17 protein-coding genes and 1 rRNA gene are annotated in these 16,570 nt (G+C 72.4%); 4 read left to right on the top strand and 14 right to left on the bottom strand.

The genetic code is table 11. From position 1 onward, the window contains the following. Positions 1 to 7: 7 nt before the first annotated feature. Positions 8 to 535, bottom strand: a complete 528-nt coding sequence (locus ACFPM7_RS17570; protein WP_378248717.1) for a M48 family metallopeptidase — start codon at positions 533 to 535, stop codon at positions 8 to 10. 231 nt (positions 536 to 766) lie between these two features. On the opposite strand from ACFPM7_RS17570, the gene ACFPM7_RS17565 reads away from it, so the two are divergent. Continuing rightward, positions 767 to 2,071: an ABC1 kinase family protein gene (locus tag ACFPM7_RS17565; protein ID WP_378248957.1), complete on the top strand. Its 1,305-nt coding sequence runs from the start codon at positions 767 to 769 to the stop codon at positions 2,069 to 2,071. 13 nt (positions 2,072 to 2,084) lie between these two features. Here ACFPM7_RS17565 and ACFPM7_RS17560 read toward each other — a convergent pair whose 3' ends face one another. The 7 genes from ACFPM7_RS17560 to ACFPM7_RS17530 form a co-directional block, all read right to left on the bottom strand. Continuing rightward, a complete protein-coding gene (locus ACFPM7_RS17560; protein ID WP_378248716.1) occupies positions 2,085 to 2,258 on the bottom strand; it encodes a hypothetical protein in 174 nt (57 codons plus the stop codon). Then, complete coding sequence (locus ACFPM7_RS17555; protein WP_378248715.1) at positions 2,255 to 3,112, bottom strand: class I SAM-dependent methyltransferase; 858 nt, start codon at positions 3,110 to 3,112, stop codon at positions 2,255 to 2,257. The genes ACFPM7_RS17560 and ACFPM7_RS17555 overlap by 4 nt, the downstream gene beginning before the upstream one ends. Before the next feature lie 17 nt (positions 3,113 to 3,129). Beyond that, positions 3,130 to 3,831 (bottom strand): DUF742 domain-containing protein, encoded by a 702-nt coding sequence (locus tag ACFPM7_RS17550; RefSeq protein ID WP_378248714.1) that lies wholly within the window; start codon positions 3,829 to 3,831, stop codon positions 3,130 to 3,132. Between the two features lie 174 nt (positions 3,832 to 4,005). Then, positions 4,006 to 4,227 carry a hypothetical protein gene (locus tag ACFPM7_RS17545; protein ID WP_378248713.1) on the bottom strand — a complete coding sequence of 74 codons (222 nt, stop codon included), beginning with the start codon at positions 4,225 to 4,227 and terminating at the stop codon, positions 4,006 to 4,008. Then, a complete protein-coding gene (locus tag ACFPM7_RS17540; RefSeq protein WP_378248712.1) occupies positions 4,224 to 4,604 on the bottom strand; it encodes a WhiB family transcriptional regulator in 381 nt (126 codons plus the stop codon). The genes ACFPM7_RS17545 and ACFPM7_RS17540 overlap by 4 nt, the downstream gene beginning before the upstream one ends. A 99-nt stretch (positions 4,605 to 4,703) precedes the next feature. Further along, positions 4,704 to 4,904 (bottom strand): hypothetical protein, encoded by a 201-nt coding sequence (locus ACFPM7_RS17535; RefSeq protein WP_378248711.1) that lies wholly within the window; start codon positions 4,902 to 4,904, stop codon positions 4,704 to 4,706. Positions 4,905 to 5,030: 126 nt separating this feature from the next. Next, a complete protein-coding gene (locus ACFPM7_RS17530; protein ID WP_378248710.1) occupies positions 5,031 to 7,118 on the bottom strand; it encodes an ATP-dependent DNA helicase UvrD2 in 2,088 nt (695 codons plus the stop codon). An 81-nt stretch (positions 7,119 to 7,199) separates the two neighbouring features. On the opposite strand from ACFPM7_RS17530, the gene ACFPM7_RS17525 reads away from it, so the two are divergent. Then, positions 7,200 to 7,940 (top strand): DUF4191 domain-containing protein, encoded by a 741-nt coding sequence (locus tag ACFPM7_RS17525; RefSeq protein ID WP_378248709.1) that lies wholly within the window; start codon positions 7,200 to 7,202, stop codon positions 7,938 to 7,940. On the opposite strand, the gene ACFPM7_RS17520 is transcribed toward ACFPM7_RS17525, so the two are convergent. Beyond that, positions 7,941 to 8,423: an RDD family protein gene (locus ACFPM7_RS17520; protein ID WP_378248708.1), complete on the bottom strand. Its 483-nt coding sequence runs from the start codon at positions 8,421 to 8,423 to the stop codon at positions 7,941 to 7,943. Between the two features lie 186 nt (positions 8,424 to 8,609). On the opposite strand from ACFPM7_RS17520, the gene glnA reads away from it, so the two are divergent. Together glnA and ACFPM7_RS17510 are read left to right on the top strand one after the other, a co-directional pair. Continuing rightward, positions 8,610 to 10,034, top strand: coding sequence for a type I glutamate--ammonia ligase (gene glnA / locus ACFPM7_RS17515; protein WP_378248707.1), 1,425 nt, complete (start codon positions 8,610 to 8,612; stop codon positions 10,032 to 10,034). Positions 10,035 to 10,243: 209 nt separating this feature from the next. Beyond that, entirely contained in the window at positions 10,244 to 11,323 is a 1,080-nt protein-coding gene (locus ACFPM7_RS17510; protein WP_378248706.1) for a DUF1611 domain-containing protein, read from the top strand. Here ACFPM7_RS17510 and ACFPM7_RS17505 read toward each other — a convergent pair. The 5 genes from ACFPM7_RS17505 to rrf all read right to left on the bottom strand — a co-directional run bounded on the left by ACFPM7_RS17505 (position 11,320) and on the right by rrf (position 16,567). Continuing rightward, positions 11,320 to 11,733: an acyl-CoA thioesterase gene (locus ACFPM7_RS17505; protein WP_378248705.1), complete on the bottom strand. Its 414-nt coding sequence runs from the start codon at positions 11,731 to 11,733 to the stop codon at positions 11,320 to 11,322. The genes ACFPM7_RS17510 and ACFPM7_RS17505 overlap by 4 nt on opposite strands. A gap of 53 nt (positions 11,734 to 11,786) precedes the next feature. Further along, positions 11,787 to 14,777: a bifunctional [glutamine synthetase] adenylyltransferase/[glutamine synthetase]-adenylyl-L-tyrosine phosphorylase gene (locus tag ACFPM7_RS17500; protein WP_378248704.1), complete on the bottom strand. Its 2,991-nt coding sequence runs from the start codon at positions 14,775 to 14,777 to the stop codon at positions 11,787 to 11,789. Positions 14,778 to 14,780: 3 nt separating this feature from the next. After that, positions 14,781 to 15,515, bottom strand: coding sequence for a type 1 glutamine amidotransferase (locus ACFPM7_RS17495; RefSeq protein WP_378248703.1), 735 nt, complete (start codon positions 15,513 to 15,515; stop codon positions 14,781 to 14,783). Then, a complete protein-coding gene (locus ACFPM7_RS17490; protein WP_378248702.1) occupies positions 15,512 to 16,411 on the bottom strand; it encodes a GNAT family N-acetyltransferase in 900 nt (299 codons plus the stop codon). Before ACFPM7_RS17490 ends, ACFPM7_RS17495 begins: the two co-directional genes overlap by 4 nt. Before the next feature lie 39 nt (positions 16,412 to 16,450). Beyond that, positions 16,451 to 16,567: ribosomal RNA gene (rrf, locus tag ACFPM7_RS17485) — 5S ribosomal RNA — on the bottom strand. Positions 16,568 to 16,570: the final 3 nt, after the last annotated feature.

Raw genomic sequence — 16,570 nt, 5'->3', positions numbered from 1 at the left:
CGGGCCGTCAGTCCTCGGTGAGGCCCCATCCGGCGGCCGCGGACAGGCCCTCCAGGAAGCCGACCGCCCTGTCCGTCTTCGGGTACTGGCGCACCAGCGCCCAGAACGCCGGGCCGTGGCCGGGTTCGAGCAGGTGCGCCAGCTCGTGCACCAGCACGTAGTCCAACACCCAGGTCGGCACGTCCCGCAGCCGCTCGCTGATGCGGATCGTGCGGTCGACGGGCGTGCACGACGCCCACCGGGTGCGCATGGGCGGGACCCAGCGCACGGAGGCGGGCTCGCAGCGCCCGCCGAAGTACTTGTCGGACAGCTCGACGCACCGGGCCAGCAGCGCCGTGTCGGAGCGGCGCGCCGGCGGGCGCGGCGGCGCCTCCGCGCGCAGCAGCCTGCGCTGCATCTCGGCGACCCAGTGGGCCTCCTCTTTCTTCGAGAGCCTTGCGGGGATCTGGACTATCAAGGTGTCACCGTCTCGATACGCCGTGACGGTGCGGGTGCGTCGCTTGCTCCTGCGCACCTCGACGCGGGGTTCGGCCACGGGACAACGGTAAGGCTCGCCACCGACATCCCGGGAGCGGCAATTTCCGCGCGTCCCGGTGGTACTCGACTGTTCGGCGCAACTGTGACCGAGGACACTGGCCGGCATGTTCCTGCCGTCACGTGCGACCTCACGCCGACGACGTGCAGGTAGTGGTCGGTGTCCGGGGTATCACGTGCCAAAACGCTGCGTGCGGGCACCCGAACGGGGGAGAATCGGACTGTGACCGAGATGCCACGCAAGACCGTCGCGCGCACGGCTCGGCTCGCCAGCATCCCGCTGGGAGTCGCGGGCCGCGCCGTCGGCGGCTGGGGTAAGCGGCTCGCGGGCCAGAGCGCCGACAAGGTCAGCGCCGAGCTGTCGGCCAAGACGGCCGAGCAGCTGTTCGCGGTGCTCGGTCAGCTCAAGGGCGGCGCGATGAAGTTCGGGCAGGCGCTGTCGGTCTTCGAGGCCGCTGTGCCCGACGAGCTGGCCGAGCCCTACCGCGACGCGCTGACCCGGCTGCAGTCGGCGGCCCCGCCGATGACGGCGCCGACCATGCACCGCGTGCTCGCCCAGCAGCTGGGCAGCGGCTGGCGCAAGCGCTTCGCCGAGTTCGACGACCAGCCCGCGGCGGCCGCCAGCATCGGCCAGGTGCACCGTGCGATCTGGCACGACGGCCGCGAGGTCGCGGTCAAGGTCCAGTACCCGGGCGCGGACGAGGCCCTGATGTCGGACCTGCGCCAGCTGCAGCGCTTCGCCAAGCTGTTCCAGCCGCTGGCCCCCGGTCTGGAGATCAAGCCGCTGCTCAAGGAGCTCGCCGACCGCATGGTCGAGGAGCTCGACTACCGCGCCGAGGCCGAGAACCAGCGCACGTTCGCCCGCGCGTTCGCAGGCGACGAGCGCGTCTTGGTCCCCAAGGTGGTGGCCAGCGCCCCCAAGGTCACCATCACCGAGTGGGTGACCGGCAAGCCGCTGTCGGCGATCATCCGCGAGGGCGACCGCCCCGAGCGCGACCACGCGGGCGAGCTGCTGTGCGAGTTCCACTTCTCCTCGCCCGCCAGGGCGGGCCTGCTGCACTCCGACCCGCACCCCGGCAACTTCATGGTCACCGCCGACGGCAGGCTCTGCGTGATCGACTTCGGCGCCGTCGCGCGGCTGCCCGAGGGCCTGCCCCGGCCGCTCGGGGTGATGACCAGGCTCTCCATCGAGGGCGGCTCGGCCGACCTGCTCAGGCTGATGCGCGCCGAGGGCTTCGTCCGCGAGGACATGGAGCTCGACGCCTGTGACGTGCTCGCCTACCTGGCGCCGTTCGCCGAGCCCACCGCGGTCGAGACGTTTCACTTCAGCCGCCGGTGGATGCAGGGCCAGGCCGAGCGGGTCGGCGCGGGCCAGGACTTCAAGACCGGCCGCTCGCTCAACCTGCCGCCGCAGTACCTGCTGATCCAGCGGGTGACGGCGGGCGCGGTGGGCATCCTCTGCCAGCTCGACGCCCACGTCGCGATGCGCGCGATCATCTCGCACTGGCAGCCGGGGTTCGCCGACGAAGCTGCTTAGCCGAGGTCCGGGCTCACCACCACTCGTCCTTGAGCTTGGCCTCGATCCCGCGGATGTTCTCCCGGGCGCAGCGGGGGCAGTACTGGCGGCTGCCGCGCTCGTCCACGTCGGTGACCCAGCTCATCGCGGTGAGCGCGTCGTCGTCGGCCCGCGAGCGCCCGCACCGAGCGCAGGCCACCTCGGTCACCGGGTGCCCAGGTGCGCCGTCGACGCGGCGAGGACGAAGACGTCGTCGCGGTGGCCAACCCAGTGGTCGCCGTCCTCGTCCAGCAGGGCGGCGACGGTCTCGCGGTCATCGGCCGACAGGAACTCCCCGGTCACACCCGCGAACCAGGCCAGCCAGTCCGCCACGAACCGCCGCACCGGCTCGGCGCCGGGGGCGGGCAGGTCGACCAGGTAGCTGAACGCCCGGACATCGGTGAGCCCGGCGTCGGCGAGCAGCCGGTTCCAGCCGACGCCCGCGCGCACCACACCCGCCATGCCCTGGCGCATCCGGGTGAACCACTCCGCGCGCGCCGCGTGCAGCCGGTCCTCCAGGCCCGGCCTGCCGATGCCGAGGTCCCACGGCAGGCACCGCTTGCTCAGCCCGCCCTCGACCAGCGCGAGCGTGCCGCCCGGGCGGACCAGCCCGGCCAGCCGCGCCACCCCGGCCCGCTCGTCGGGCAGGTGGTGCACCACCCGCGAGGCCCACACCAGGTCGGCGGCGGGCACCGCGTCGGCCAGCCCGTCGTCGGCGGCGTCGAACTCGACCAGCTCGACCTCGACGCCGCCGGTCCGCGCCGCCTCCGCCGCCGCGTGCAGCAGCTCCCGCGTGGCGTCCACCAGCACCAGCCGTCCGCCGCCGCGCGCGGCGAGCGCCGAGGCGAAGGCCGCGGCCATGCCACCGGAGCCGGACCCGACGTCGACCACCACGGCGCCGTCCGGGAGCCCGGCCACCAGCTTCTCCGCGACCCACCCGTTGACCTCGGCCTCCAGGGCGTCGGTGCGCCGCATCTCCGCGATCCGCTCGGTCCAGTCGAGGCCGTCATGCGTGTGCGCCATGCCAGCAACCTAATGTCTCAGAGCCTGCGCAATCCGATCAGCACGCGGTTCATCACCGCCAGATCGGGCGCGCCGCCCGCGACCCCGTGCACCCGCACCGCGCCCTCGGCGGCCAGGTCGGCGATCAGCACCCTGGCCACGCCGAGCGGCACCGCCATGAGCGCGGCGACCTCGGCGACCGACTTCGGCCGCACGCACAGCTCGGTGATCGCGCGCAGCTCCCACGACGGCCGCGCGCAGCCGCGCTCGGTGTGCACCAGCGCCTCGACCGCCAGGTCGCCGTCCGCCCTCGTGCGCCCCCCTGTCCAGGCGTAGGGACGGACCAGCGCGTGCGACTCGGGACGGGTGAGCCAGTCGGAGTACTCCTCGGACCAGTGGTCGTCGTCCGGGTCGACGGGGGTGTCGGCGTCCCACCACTGGGCGGCGGACTCCGTCCTGGCGACGGGCACCGCGACGGGTGCGGGGGCGGATTCGGTGGTGGGCTCGGCGGATTCGGTGGGCCGGGGAGCCTTGGCGCGCCTGCGCTTGCGGGCCGCCCCGCCGAAGCGGGCGCCGGTCAGCCCGATCGGGGAGTCGTCGGCGGGCGCGTCCGGTTCCGGCTCGTCCCCGGCGGGCTCGATGCGCCAGCGCCCCGGCGGCCCGAACCGGGCTCCGGTCCGTCCGACTTCGGGGGTCTCCCGCGCCCGGCGGGTGTTGCGGGCGCCCACGGTCTTCTGCACCAACGCCAGCCCCAAGGCTTCCGTCTGACAGGAGTCCTCACCGTATTGCTTCGCCACCGTGGCCCGGTTTCCAGCATGTTTCCATCACCGATGACCACCCGTTCGGTGGACACACGGCGAGGGCCCCGCCGTCAGCGACGGCGGGGCCCTCGTGGTCGTGTCCCTTGGCCGGGCTTACGCCGGGAGCTGGGCGACTCGCGCGCGCTGGGCGGCCCAGGTCGAGACCCGCTCCCAGCGCCTGGTTCGGAGGAGGCCGCGGACCAGGCGGTGCTTGCGCGCCGCCTGTTCCGCCTCCCGCATTCGGGATCTGGCGAGATGTTCGTACATCAGCATTTGCGTGCTTCCCTGTGGGGTGAAGTCGTCGGATTTCGGGGCGAGAACGGTGTGCGTGGTCATGCCGCGACCTCCCGAGCAGCGCGCTCGGCGGCGTCGCGGGCGGCGTCCTCCTTGCGCGGGCGGCCGCGGGGCCGCTTGCGGGGGATCACCACACCGCGCTCGAAGATCTCGCCGCCCCAGACGCCCCACGGCTCGTGCCGGGACATCGCCGCGGCCAGGCAGGCCGCGCGGACCGGGCAGTCCTCGCAGAGGGTCTTGGCGCGCTCGAGCTCGGCGGGCGCGTCGGCGAACCACAGGTCGGGGTTGTCGGAAGACCGGCAGGGCAGGTCGAGACCGGCGTGCGGAGCCGCGTCGAGCAGCTCGCTCACCCCGGTGCTGGACAGTTCCAGCAGGTCGGGAAGTGCTCCGTCGTGTCGAGGAGCTGTGGCGGTAGACATCTGGTGTCGCTCCAGGAAGAAAGTGGGCAAAGAAAAAGGCCGCGGATTCCGGTTATCGGAGTCCGCGGCCTCGGGTGGCTCGGGTGAGTTGACTCAGCGTCAAGTCACCCGTCCCGAGGTTGCGGACGGGATGGCGGTCGAATCAATGCGCGCTTCGCGCTGCCAAACAGCGCCGAAGACGGCGACGTGCGCGTAGCCGCGCTCGCGAACACCGGCCTTCGGGCACACCCCAGCCCCAGACATGGCTCCGCCCTTGGGCAGCGCGAGGTAGCCTGGGGTCATGGTGATCGTGTTGCTCACCATTGCGGCCACCTCCTCACTGACTCGTCGGTCGAAGTCCCCGGGCAGTTCGATCCCGGTGACTGCAGGTTATTGGTGCCCGCGAGGGGCGTGCAACCTATTTTCCACTTCTGGACGTGACGCGCGTCACACCCGTTCGGCCGAGTCGTTCCCGGCGACCAAGGTGAGCACCTCGGCCCCGAACTTCTCCAGCTTCTGCGCCCCGATGCCGGAGATCGCCACGAGTCCGGCGCGGTCGACCGGACGTTGTTCGGCGATCGCCACCAGCGTGGCGTCGGTGAGGATGACGTAGGCGGGCACCTTCAGCGCCCGGGAGCGCTCGTGCCGCCACTCCCTGAGCCGCTCCAGCAGCGACTGGTCGACCTCGGCCGGGCAGTCCTCGCAGCGGCCGAGCTTGATCGCCAGCGCGCCCGTCAGCCGCGACTCGCACACCCGGCAGTACCGCTCGGTGAACCGCGACCGGACCGGACCGGCGTCCCGTTTCGCGGGTGGGCGCGCCGCCGGATGGCTGTCCGGGATCAGCCCGTACAGGAAGCGGCTGCGCCTGCGGTAGCGCCCGCCGCCCGCGGTGCGCGCCAGCGACCACGACAGGGACAGGTGCTCGCGCGCCCTGGTCACCCCGACGTAGAGCAGCCGCCGCTCCTCCTCGATGGCGGCGTTGTCCCCGTCGGCGTGCTGGATCGGCAGCGTCCCCTCGACCAAGCCCACCAGGAAGACCGCGTCCCACTCCAGGCCCTTGGCCGCGTGCAGCGAAGCCAGCGTCACCCCGTCGACCGCGGGCGCGTGCTGGGCCTGCGCGCGCTGCTCCAGCTCATGGCAGAACCGGCGCAGGTCCGCCTCCGGCACCGCGGCGACCAGCTCCTCGGCCACCTCGACCAGCGCCAGCAGCGACTCCCACCGCTCGCGCGCCGACCCGCCCGGCGGCGGCTCCTCGGTCAGCCCCACCGGCTCCAGCACCGAGCGCACCAGCAGCGGCAGCTCCCCCGCCGGGTCGCCGACCGCGGCGGTGCGCAGCGCGGCCACGGCCTGGCGCACCTCCTGGCGCTGGAAGAACCGCTCGCCGCCGCGCACCAGGTACGGCAGGCCCGCGTCGGCCAGCGCCTGCTCGTAGACCTCCGACTGGGCGTTGATGCGGAAGAGCACCGCGATCTCGCGCAGCGGTGTGCCGCCGTCGGCCAGCTCCTTGATCTTGGCGACCGCGGCGGCGGCCTCGGCGGGCTCGTCGTCGAACTCGGCGAACACCGGCTCGGGCCCGGACGGGCGCTGCCCCACCAGCCGCAGCCGCGACCCGGCAGGCCGGTCCCGCGCGGCCGAGATGACCCGGTTGGCCAGCGTGACCACCTCCGGCGTCGAGCGGTAGTCGCGCTCCAACCGGACCACGGTCGCCTCGGGGAAGCGCCTGCTGAAGTCCAGCAGCGGCCGGGGTGAGGCCCCGGCGAAGGAGTAGATCGTCTGGTTGGCGTCGCCGACGACGGTGATGTCGTCGCGCCTGCCCAGCCAGGCGTCGAGCACGCGCTGCTGAAGCGGTGTGACGTCCTGGTACTCGTCCACGACGAAGCAGCGGTAGCGGTCGCGGAACTCCTCGGCGACCGCGGCGTTGTCCTCCAACGCGGCGGCGGTGTGCAGCAGCAGGTCGTCGAAGTCGAGCTGGCGGGCCCGGTTCTTCAGCGCCTCGTAGCCGGTGTAGACCGCCGCCACCAGCTCCGCCGACACCGGCGTCGACCGGTGCGCCCTGGCCACCGCCGCCGGGTAGTCCTCGGGCGCGATCAGCGACGCCTTGGACCACTCGATCTCCGCGGCCAGGTCCCGCAGCGACTCGCGCTCGGTGGCCACGCCCGCCCGGTGCGCCGCCTGCCCGACCAGGCGCAGCTTGCCGTCGATCAGCTCCCACGGCTCGTCGCCGACCACGCGCGGCCAGAAGTAGCGCAGCTGGCGCAGCGCGGCGGCGTGGAAGGTGCGGGCCTGCGCGCCGTGGATGTCCACCGACCGCAGCCGGGTGCGCAGCTCCCCCGCCGCCCGCGTCGTGAACGTGACCGCCAGGACCTGCCCCTCGGCGACGTGGCCGTCGTGCACCAGTGCCGCGATCCGGCTGACGATCGTCCTGGTCTTGCCGGTCCCGGCCCCGGCGAGCACGCACACCGGCCCGCGCGGCGCCTTCACCGCGGCCAGCTGGTCGGGGTCGAGCCCGTCGCTTGAGAATCCCCGCTCGGCCATGCGGAGCATCTTCGCAGAGCGCACCGGCTGCCCGCGCCTGCCCGCGCCTGCCTGCGTCGACTGGCACCGTATCCTGGGGGCATGGCGGACAAGCAGGACAAGGCGGCCGCGAAAGCGGCGGCCAAGGAGCGCAAGGTCGCGCGCAAGGCCGAGTCCAAGGCGAAGCGCGGGCAGATCTTCCAGGCGTTCAAGATGCAGCGCAAGGAGGACAAGGGCCTCATCCCGTGGATGCTGGGCTCGTTCCTGCTGGTCGTCGCCGTGGTCTTCGGCATCGGGTGGCTGCTGGACATCCACTGGTTCGTGCTGCCGGTCGGCATCGCGTTCGGCCTGCTCGCCGCCGTCATCATCTTCGGCCGCCGCGTGCAGAAGAGCGTCTACGGCAAGGCCGACGGCCAGCCCGGCGCCGCGGCGTGGGCGCTGGAGAACATGCGCGGCCGCTGGCGCGTCACCCCGACCGTCGCGGGCACCACCCAGCTCGACGCCGTGCACCGGGTCATCGGCCGCCCCGGCGTCATCCTGGTCGCCGAGGGCTCCCCGCACCGGGTCAAGGGCCTGCTCGGCCAGGAGAAGAAGCGCATCTCCCGGCTCGTCGGCGACACCCCGATCTACGACGTCATCGTCGGCAACGAGGACGGCCAGGTCCCCCTCAAGGGCCTGCAGAAGCACCTGATGAAGCTGCCGAACAACCTGCGCCCCGCCGACATCGAGTCCGTCGAGAAGCGCTTGGCCGCCCTGGCCAACCGCGGCGCGGCCATGCCCAAGGGCCCCATGCCCCAGGGCGTGAAGATGCGCAGCGTGCAGCGCACCATCCGCAGGCGCTGACTAGCGGACCTTCAGTTCCAGGGTGCCGGTGAGGCGGTCGTGGTAGCCGCGGCCGTCCCGGTCCCAGATCGCCGCCGGGATGATCAGCGCCGCCAGCACCGCCCTCGGCAGCGCGCGCAGCGGGCCCACCAGCGGGTTCCCGTCCATGCGCACGACCCGCAGCCCCAGCAGCACCTTGCCGGGGGTGAAGCCCGCCAGCGCCACCCCGATGGTCGTGATCGCCAGCCACACGCCGACCGCCGCGAGGTTGAACGCCCACAGCGACGCCGGGTCGTTGAAGTCGCGGTCGACGAACAGCGACGTCACCAGGGACGCGAGCACCAGGTCGATCAGGAACGCCACCAGCCGCGCGCCGGTCCCCGCCACCGAGCCCGGCCCCCGCTCCGGCAGCCCGAGACCGTCACCGCGCCACCGCGGCTCGCCCTCGCGCGGCTGGAACGCCGCGCCGGTCCCGGACAGCCACGTCTCGCTCCATCTGCTCACCCCACCAGCGTAAGACGACGTGCCGCGCGTGCCCGCCACTGGCATGCTTCGGACGAAACCGGCTGTCGTTAACACCGCTGAAACACCGGGGTGACTGCCGGGCAACACCGCCCTCATAGCGTCATCACGCAGAGCGGGGAAGCCAGCCTGCCGTCATGCGGAGCAAGGAGTAAGGAGCCAACCAGCGTGTTCAACTCTTCCGACGAGGTCTTGCGCTTCATCGCCGACGAGGACGTGAAGTTCGTCGATGTCCGCTTCTGCGACCTTCCCGGCGTGATGCAGCACTTCACCGTCCCGGCTGCGGCCTTCGACGAGGACGCCTTCACCGAGGGCCTGGCCTTCGACGGCTCCTCCGTGCGCGGCTTCCAGTCGATCCACGAGTCGGACATGCTGCTGCTGCCCGACCCCTACACCGCGCGCCTGGACCCGTTCCGGATCGAGAAGACCCTGATCCTGAACTTCTTCGTGCACGACCCGTTCACCCGCGAGGCCTACAGCCGCGACCCCCGCAACATCGCGCGCAAGGCCGAGCAGTACATCGCCGAGTCCGGCATCGCCGACACCGCGTACTTCGGCCCCGAGGCCGAGTTCTACATCTTCGACTCGATCCGCTTCGACTACACCGAGAACGGCTCGTTCCACGAGATCGACTCCGTCGAGGGCTGGTGGAACACCGGCGCCGAGGAGAACGGCAACAACAAGGGCTACAAGACCCGCTTCAAGGGCGGCTACTTCCCGGTCTCGCCGGTCGACCACTATGCCGACCTGCGCGACAAGATGGTCCTCAACCTCCAGGGCGCGGGCTTCACCCTGGAGCGCGCCCACCACGAGGTCGGCACCGCGGGTCAGGCCGAGATCAACTACCGGTTCAACACCCTGCTGCACGCCGCCGACGACCTGCAGCTGTTCAAGTACATCGTGAAGAACACCGGCTGGGAGGCGAACAAGTCGATCACGTTCATGCCCAAGCCGCTCTTCGGCGACAACGGCTCCGGCATGCACGTGCACTCCTCGCTGTGGAAGGACGGCGTGCCGCTGTTCCACGACGAGTCCGGCTACGCGGGCCTGTCCGACACCGCCCGCCACTACATCGGCGGCCTGCTCGCCCACGCCCCGTCGCTGCTGGCCTTCACCAACCCGACGGTGAACTCCTACCACCGCCTGGTCCCCGGCTACGAGGCCCCGGTCTCGCTGGTCTACTCCCAGCGCAACCGCTCCGCCTGCGTCCGCATCCCGATCACCGGGAACAACGCCAAGGCCAAGCGCGTCGAGTTCCGCTGCCCGGACTCCTCCGGCAACCCGTACCTGGCCTTCGCGGCCCTGGTCATGGCCGGCCTGGACGGCGTCAAGAACAAGATCGAGCCCCCGGCCCCGATCGACAAGGACCTCTACGAGCTGCCCCCCGAGGAGGCCAAGGAGGTCGCGCAGGTGCCCGCGTCGCTGGGCGCGGTGCTCGACGCGCTGGAGGCCGACCACGACTACCTGCTCGAAGGCGGCGTGTTCACCCCCGACGTCATCGACACCTGGGTGTCCTACAAGCGCGAGCACGAGATCGACCCGCTGCGCCTGCGCCCGCACCCCTACGAGTTCGGCCTGTACTACGACGTCTGATCGGTAGCTGAACGCACCTGATCCACAGGGCGGTAGCCGGGAGAGCACTCCGGCTACCGCCCTGTTTCATTACCCGAAAGAGTGGGTTTCCCGAACCGATACCCGCTGTGGGATTCCCTTGGCAGGGCAGGAAGTCGTACGCTCCCGCGCACACCAGTCCGTCCGGCTCTCCGGCGGGCGAACCCTCCCAGCGACGTCGAGGACCCGCCATGTTCGCACCCCTAGATCCAGCGCGCCTGAACCGGCTCAAGACGGCCTACTCGGTGCGCAATCTCGATCGGGAGTCCGCGCTCACCCTCGTCCACCAGGCTGATCGCCAACCGACCCACGGCGACGTCGTCCTCGCGGAAATCACCAAGGTGGGCTACCACCAGCTGCTGGAGCTGACCGACGGCCGCAAGGCGCGGCTGTACGTGGGCGACGAGATCCTCGTGGCCTACGGCGCCCGCTACGCCCCCGACCACTTCGAGGCCGAGCTGCCCGACGACCTCGGCGCCTGCGACCTGGTGGCCGCGGGCGGCGTGCTCGGCAAGGTCCGCAGCCGCAACGCGGCGGTGTCCGCGCCGACGACGGTGCGCCCGCTCGGCCTGCTCGGCGACGCGTCCGGCCGCGTCGTCAACGTCTCCGACCTGGCGCTGGGCGTCCCGGTGCCCGCGCTGCGCGTGCCGCCGACGGTCGTCGTGGTGGGCACGTCGATGAACTCGGGCAAGACGACCACCGTCGCCTCGCTCGTGCACGGCCTCACCCGCGCGGGCCTGCGCGTCGGCGCGGCCAAGATCACCGGCACCGCCGCGGGCGGCGACCCGTGGCTGTTCCGCGACTCCGGCGCCGTCATCGCCCTGGACTTCACCGACGCGGGCATGGCCACCACGTTCCGCATCCCGCTCGACCGCCTGGTCGAGGGCGCCCTGCTGCTGCACGGGCACCTGATGTCGCGCGGCGTCGACGCCGTCGTCCTGGAGATCGCCGACGGCCTGCTCCAGCCCGAGACCGCGCAACTGCTGGACCGCCCCGAGATGCGCCGCATCACCGACGGTGTCCTGTTCGCCGCCGCGGACTCCTCCGGCGCGCTCTACGGCGTGCAGCGCCTGCGCGCGGGAAACCACCCGGTGCTGGCCGTCAGCGGCCTGCTCACCACATCGCCCCTGGCCGTCCGCGAAGCCCAGGCCGGCCTGGACGTGCCCGTCTACGGCGCGCTCGACCTGCAGTCCCCCGCCCTGGCGGGCGAACTGCTGCGCCGCGCGAGCGCCGACGCCTTGGCCGACGAGGTGGGCGAGGTGCTGGCCTAGTCCAGCTTCGCCAGGTCGAACCCGTGCGCCTCCAACACGGCGCGCGGGTCTTCCACCAGCTTGCGCCTGCGCAGGTCCATGATCCCGGTGACGCAGCTCAGCTCAGCGGAGACGGTCCCGTCGAGCTTGGTGATGGTGGAGTCGGTCTGGAACGTCTTCCCGGTCCCGAACTTGACCTCGCAGGTCACGTCGACGGACTCCCCGCTGCGGATCTCCCTGCGGTAGTGGCAGGTGGAGGACAGCAGCACCGGCGCGGTCCCCGCCGCGATCAGCCCCTCCCACCCGCATCCCGCCACCTGGAAGCCCTCGACCCGGGCGATCTCGGCGTACTGGTGGTAGACGGCTTGGTTCACATGCCCCAGCGCGTCCAACTCGTAGCTGCGGACGGGGATGCGGATGCTCCAGGCCATACCCGCACCCTATGCCGCGGCGCTGACGCCGCGCCCCGTCCGTGACCAGCCCCTCAGTCCTCGTAGAACAGCCGCTCCACAACCCCCCGCGCGCGGCGCGTGGTGCGCAGGTACGCGTCCACGAAAGCACCCGGGTCGCTGCCCTTGTGGCCGACCGCCGCCGCCGTCGCGGTCAGCTCGCGGCCGGGTGGCGGAAGCTGGTCGGTCTGCTTGCCGCGCACCAGGGTCGCCGCGTTGCGCACGTGGGTGGCCAGCAGCCAGGACTCGCGCAGCGCGGCCGCGTCGGCCGGGTCGACGAGGTCGGCCTCGGCGGCCGCGCGCAGCCCGTCGAGGGTCGAGGCGGTCCTCAGCTCGGGGTGGGCGTGCGCGTGGCGCAGCTGGAGCAGCTGGAGTGTCCACTCGACGTCGGCGAGGCCGCCCCGGCCGAGCTTGGTGTGGGTGTTGGGGTTGGCCCCGCGCGGCAGCCGCTCGGTGTCCACGCGGGCCTTGATGCGCCGGATCTCCCGGATCTGCGCGGCGTCCAGACCGCCTGCCGGGTAGCGGATCGGGTCGATCATCGCGATGAACCGCGCCCCCAGGTCCTCGTCGCCGGCGATCGGCGTGGCACGCAGCAGCGCCTGCTGCTCCCACACCTCGGCCCATTGCGCGTAGTAGGCGCGATAGGACTCCAGCGTGCGCACGATCGGGCCGTTCTTGCCCTCCGGCCGCAGGTCGACGTCCACGTGCAGCGGCGGGTCCTGGCTGGGTGAGCCGAGCAGCTTGCGCAGCGACTGCGCGACCCGGCCCGCGTAGCGCACCGCGTCCTGGTCGGAGACGCCCTCGGCGGGCTCGCAGACGAACATCACGTCGGCGTCGGAGCCGTAGCCCAGCTCGTGGCCGCCCAGCCTGCCCATGCCGATCACCGTGACCCTGGCCAGGTGCCCGCCGTCGGCGGCCGCCTCGGCCCGGTCCACCGCGGCCAGCGCCGCCTGCAGCACCGCGGCCCACACGCTCGAGAGCGCCGCGCACACCTGCTCGACCTCCAGGAAGCCGAGCAGGTCCGCGCACGCCACGCGCAGCACCTCGTGGCGGCGCAGCGAGCGCGCCGCGGTGACCGCGTTGCCCAGGTACCCGTGCCGCTTCACCGCGCTGCGCAGCGACGCGGCCACCTCGGCCGGGTCGCGGTGGGTCAGCTCACGCGGGTCGCCGAGCAGCCGCAGCACCTCCGGCGCCCGCACGATCAGGTCCGGCACCAGCTTCGAGGTGCCGAGCAGGGTGGCCAGCCGCTCGGCGACCGCGCCCTCGTCGCGCAGCACCCGCAGGTACCACGGCGTGGAGGCCAGCGCCTCGGACACCTTGCGGTAGGCGAGCAGCCCGCCGTCGGGGTCGGGGGTGTCGCCGAGCAGGTCCAGCAGCACCGGCAGCAGCGCGGTCTGGATGGCCGCGCGCCGCGACACCCCGGAGGTGAGCGCCTTGATGTGCTGCAGCGCGCCGTCCGGGGAGAGGTAGCCCAGCGCCGCCAGCCGCTCCTGCGCCTGGCCCGCCGTCAGCCGCAGCGACTCGGTCGGCACGCGGGAGACCGCGGCCAGCAGCGGGCGGTAGAACAGCTTCTGGTGCATGCGCCGGATGGCCTTGGACTGCTTGCGGTACTCGGCCAGCAGCGCCTGCGCCGCCGACTTGCCCGCCAGCGGACCGATGCCGACCGCACGGGCCAGCCTGCGCAGCTCGGCGGTGTCGTCGTCGGCCGGGAACAGGTGCGTGCGGCGCAGCCGCTGCAACTGCAACCGGTGCTCCAGGGTGCGCATGAACCGGTAGGACTCGCCCAGCTCAGCCGCGTCGACCCTGCCGACGTAGCCGCCCGCCCCCAGCGCGGCCAGCGCGTCCACAGTAGAGGGCAGGCGCAGCGACTCGTCGGCGCGGCCGTGCACCAGCTGCAGCAGCTGCACGGCGAACTCGACGTCGCGCAGCCCGCCCTTGCCAAGCTTCAGGTCGCGGTCGATCAGCTCCGAGGGCACGTGCTCCTCGACGCGCTTGCGCATCTCCTGCACGTCGGAGACGAAGTTCTCCCGGTTGGCCGCCGACCACACCATCGGCCGCACCGCGCCGATGTACTCGGCGCCGAGTTCGGCGTCCCCGGCGATCGGCCGGGCCTTGAGCAGCGCCTGGAACTCCCAGGTGCGCGCCCAGCGCTTGTAGTACGCGGCATGGCCCTCCACGGTGCGCACCAGCGCGCCCGCCTTGCCTTCCGGCCGCAGCGCCGCGTCGACCTCGAAGCACGCCTCGCCCGCCACCCGCATCGCGGCGCTGGCGACCCGGGTGGCCAGCGCGCTGTCGCCCTCGGCGACGAAGACGATGTCGACGTCGCTGACGTAGTTGAGCTCGTATCCGCCGCACTTGCCCATCGCGATGACGCTGAGCCTGGCGCCGTCCTGCTCGGACGCATGCTCGGCCCACGCCACGGCCAGAGCCGCCCGCAGCGCCGCCTCGGCGAGGTCGGTCAGCTGCGCGGTGATCGCCGAATAGTCCGCTGAGGGGACGGACGCGTCCACGACGTGCCCGAGGTCGTCGCCCGCCACCTCCATGAGCAGCCCCCGGTAGGCGAAGCGCAGCGCCCGCACCGCGTCGCGCCCGGTCACCTCCGCGACCGGCCCCTGCGGGCCGTCCCCGCTCGCCCCGACGGCCGCCAGCAGCGCGTCGGTGTAGCCGTCGACGGGGGTGCGCCCGCCCGCGAAGCGCCGCCACTCGTGCGGACCCACCACCAGGTGGTCGGCCAGCGTGGTCGAGGTGCCGAGCACGGCGATCATCCTGCCGCGCAGGCCGCGGTCCTCGGCGAGGGCGTCGCGCAGCTGCGGCCACCCGTCGGGGTCGGCCTCGCGGACCCGGTCGAAGCCGCGCAGCGCGAGGTCGGGATCGGGGGCGCGCGACAGCGCGGCCAGCACGGGCTCGTAGGCGGCCAGCGGACCGGAATCGCCCCAGAGGCCCGCGGCGCGCAGCTCGCGCTCGGCGCGCTCGCCGGTGAGGCCGAACCGGGCGGTCGACGGGACTGAGCGGGCGGGGTCGGCCATCGGTCAGATCATCGGCAGGGTCGGGCGGGCCGGTTCCGCGGGCGCGATGTCGCCACGGGCCAGCGCCACGAATCGCTCGGTGAACGGCCGCCAGCACTCCTCGATGTCGGCGTGCAGCTCGGCGAGCCGTTCGGGCTCCAGCTCGCCCGCCTTCGCGCGCGCGGCCACGGCCGGGTTCGCCTCGGCCCAGCGCAGCACCGTCTCCGGTGTCGTCTCGATGTGGAACTGCACCCCGTAGGCCGCGCGCCCGACCCGGAACGCCTGGTTCGGGTAGCGGGCCGCGGCGGCCAGGAGCACGGCCGAGTCGGGCAGCCGGGTGATGGCGTCGCTGTGGAACTGCAGGACGTCGGGCATCAGCGGCATGTCGGCGAACAGCGGGTCGGTCCACCCGAGATCCCGCTTCGCCACCAGGCCCGCCCCGGCCTCGGGCCCGGAGTCCCCGACCTCCACCCGGCCGCCGGTCGCGACGGCGAGCAGCTGCGCGCCGAGGCAGATCGCCAGGACCGGGGTGCCTGCGGTGGCACACCGCGACAGGAACGTCCGGACCTCGGTCAGGTCGGGGTCGTTGGCGCTCTGCGGGCCGCCGAGGCAGACGACGGCGGTGTGGTCGCCGAGCTGCAGCTGGTCCCGTCCGGGGCGCACGACGTGCGGCAGCGCGCCCGCGTCGATGAGCCAGTCGGCGAGCCTGCCGGGCGGGTCCGAGTCGTCCAGCTGCACGACCAGAGTGCGTACGGTCACCCTCGGAGGGTATTCGCGTCCGGCACCCGGTGTTCGACGGCCTCCAGCACGGGTCGGTAACCGATGCGGTGGTAGATCGCGTTCGACACCGGATTGGTGACGTCGGTGTACAGCAGTACGTCCCGGGCGCCCTCGTCCAGCGCCCACTGGGTCAGTGCCGCGGTGACCGCGCTGCCGTACCCGCGGCCACGGTGCTCCTTGGGCGTGTACACCGGTCCGAGCCGGGACATCCCGCTCAGCGGCGCGCTGCCTCCCGCCATGGACACCGGGGTTCCGTCCTCGTCCAGCCAGAGCCCGAACCGCCGCATGGGGTTCTCCATCGCCCTGCGCGCTTCGGCCTGCCCGTCGATCTGGCGCAGTCCGCCGCTCTCCTCGTCCTCGAAGGCGGCCCACCACTCGCCGATGAGGTCGATGTCCCGCGGTTCAACCGGACGGAAGCGGCCAGGCGCAGTCTGCGGCGTGAACTCGCCGAGGCGGTGCAGGCGCAGACCGAGCGTGTAGTCCGGGGCCTGCCCGGTCATCTCCGTCCACAAGGTGATGAACGGGTCCGCCACCTCGCGCGGCGCGAGGACCCCGCCGAGCGGGATTCCGTTGCCCACGAGGAAGTCCTGCACCACTCGATGGGTTCCGACGGGCAGCGCGGAGGCGATCAGCGGCCAAGGCGGTGTCCGGAAGGCACAACCCGCCACTGCCCCCTCTCGGAGCACAGTGATCATCAGCACGTCGTCGCGGCCACGGCCCAGGATCGAGTCCAGGACCGTCAGCGCGGTGGTGTGGCGCACGGGGTCGGCTTCGTAGACCGGGAAAGCCAGCTCGGCGAACGCTTCCGGGTCGGAGTGCCTGATCACATCCATGGCACAGACAAAAACAGGCGGGGTGTTCTCGCAGCAACCCAATTACTTGGATTCCTGCGAGAACACCCCGCCTGTAAAGAAGTCCGGCGGTGTCCTACTCTCCCACACCCTCACGAGTGCAGTACCATCGGCGCTGGCAGGCTTAGCTTCCGGGTTCGGAATGGGACCGGGCGTTTCCCTGCCGCTATAACCACCGAAACA

It is taken from the genome of Actinokineospora guangxiensis (assembly GCF_042657845.1).
Classification (GTDB): domain Bacteria; phylum Actinomycetota; class Actinomycetes; order Mycobacteriales; family Pseudonocardiaceae; genus Actinokineospora; species Actinokineospora guangxiensis.
Note: the sequence above shows the minus strand (reverse complement) of the source record. Positions and strands in the feature narration are given on the sequence as shown.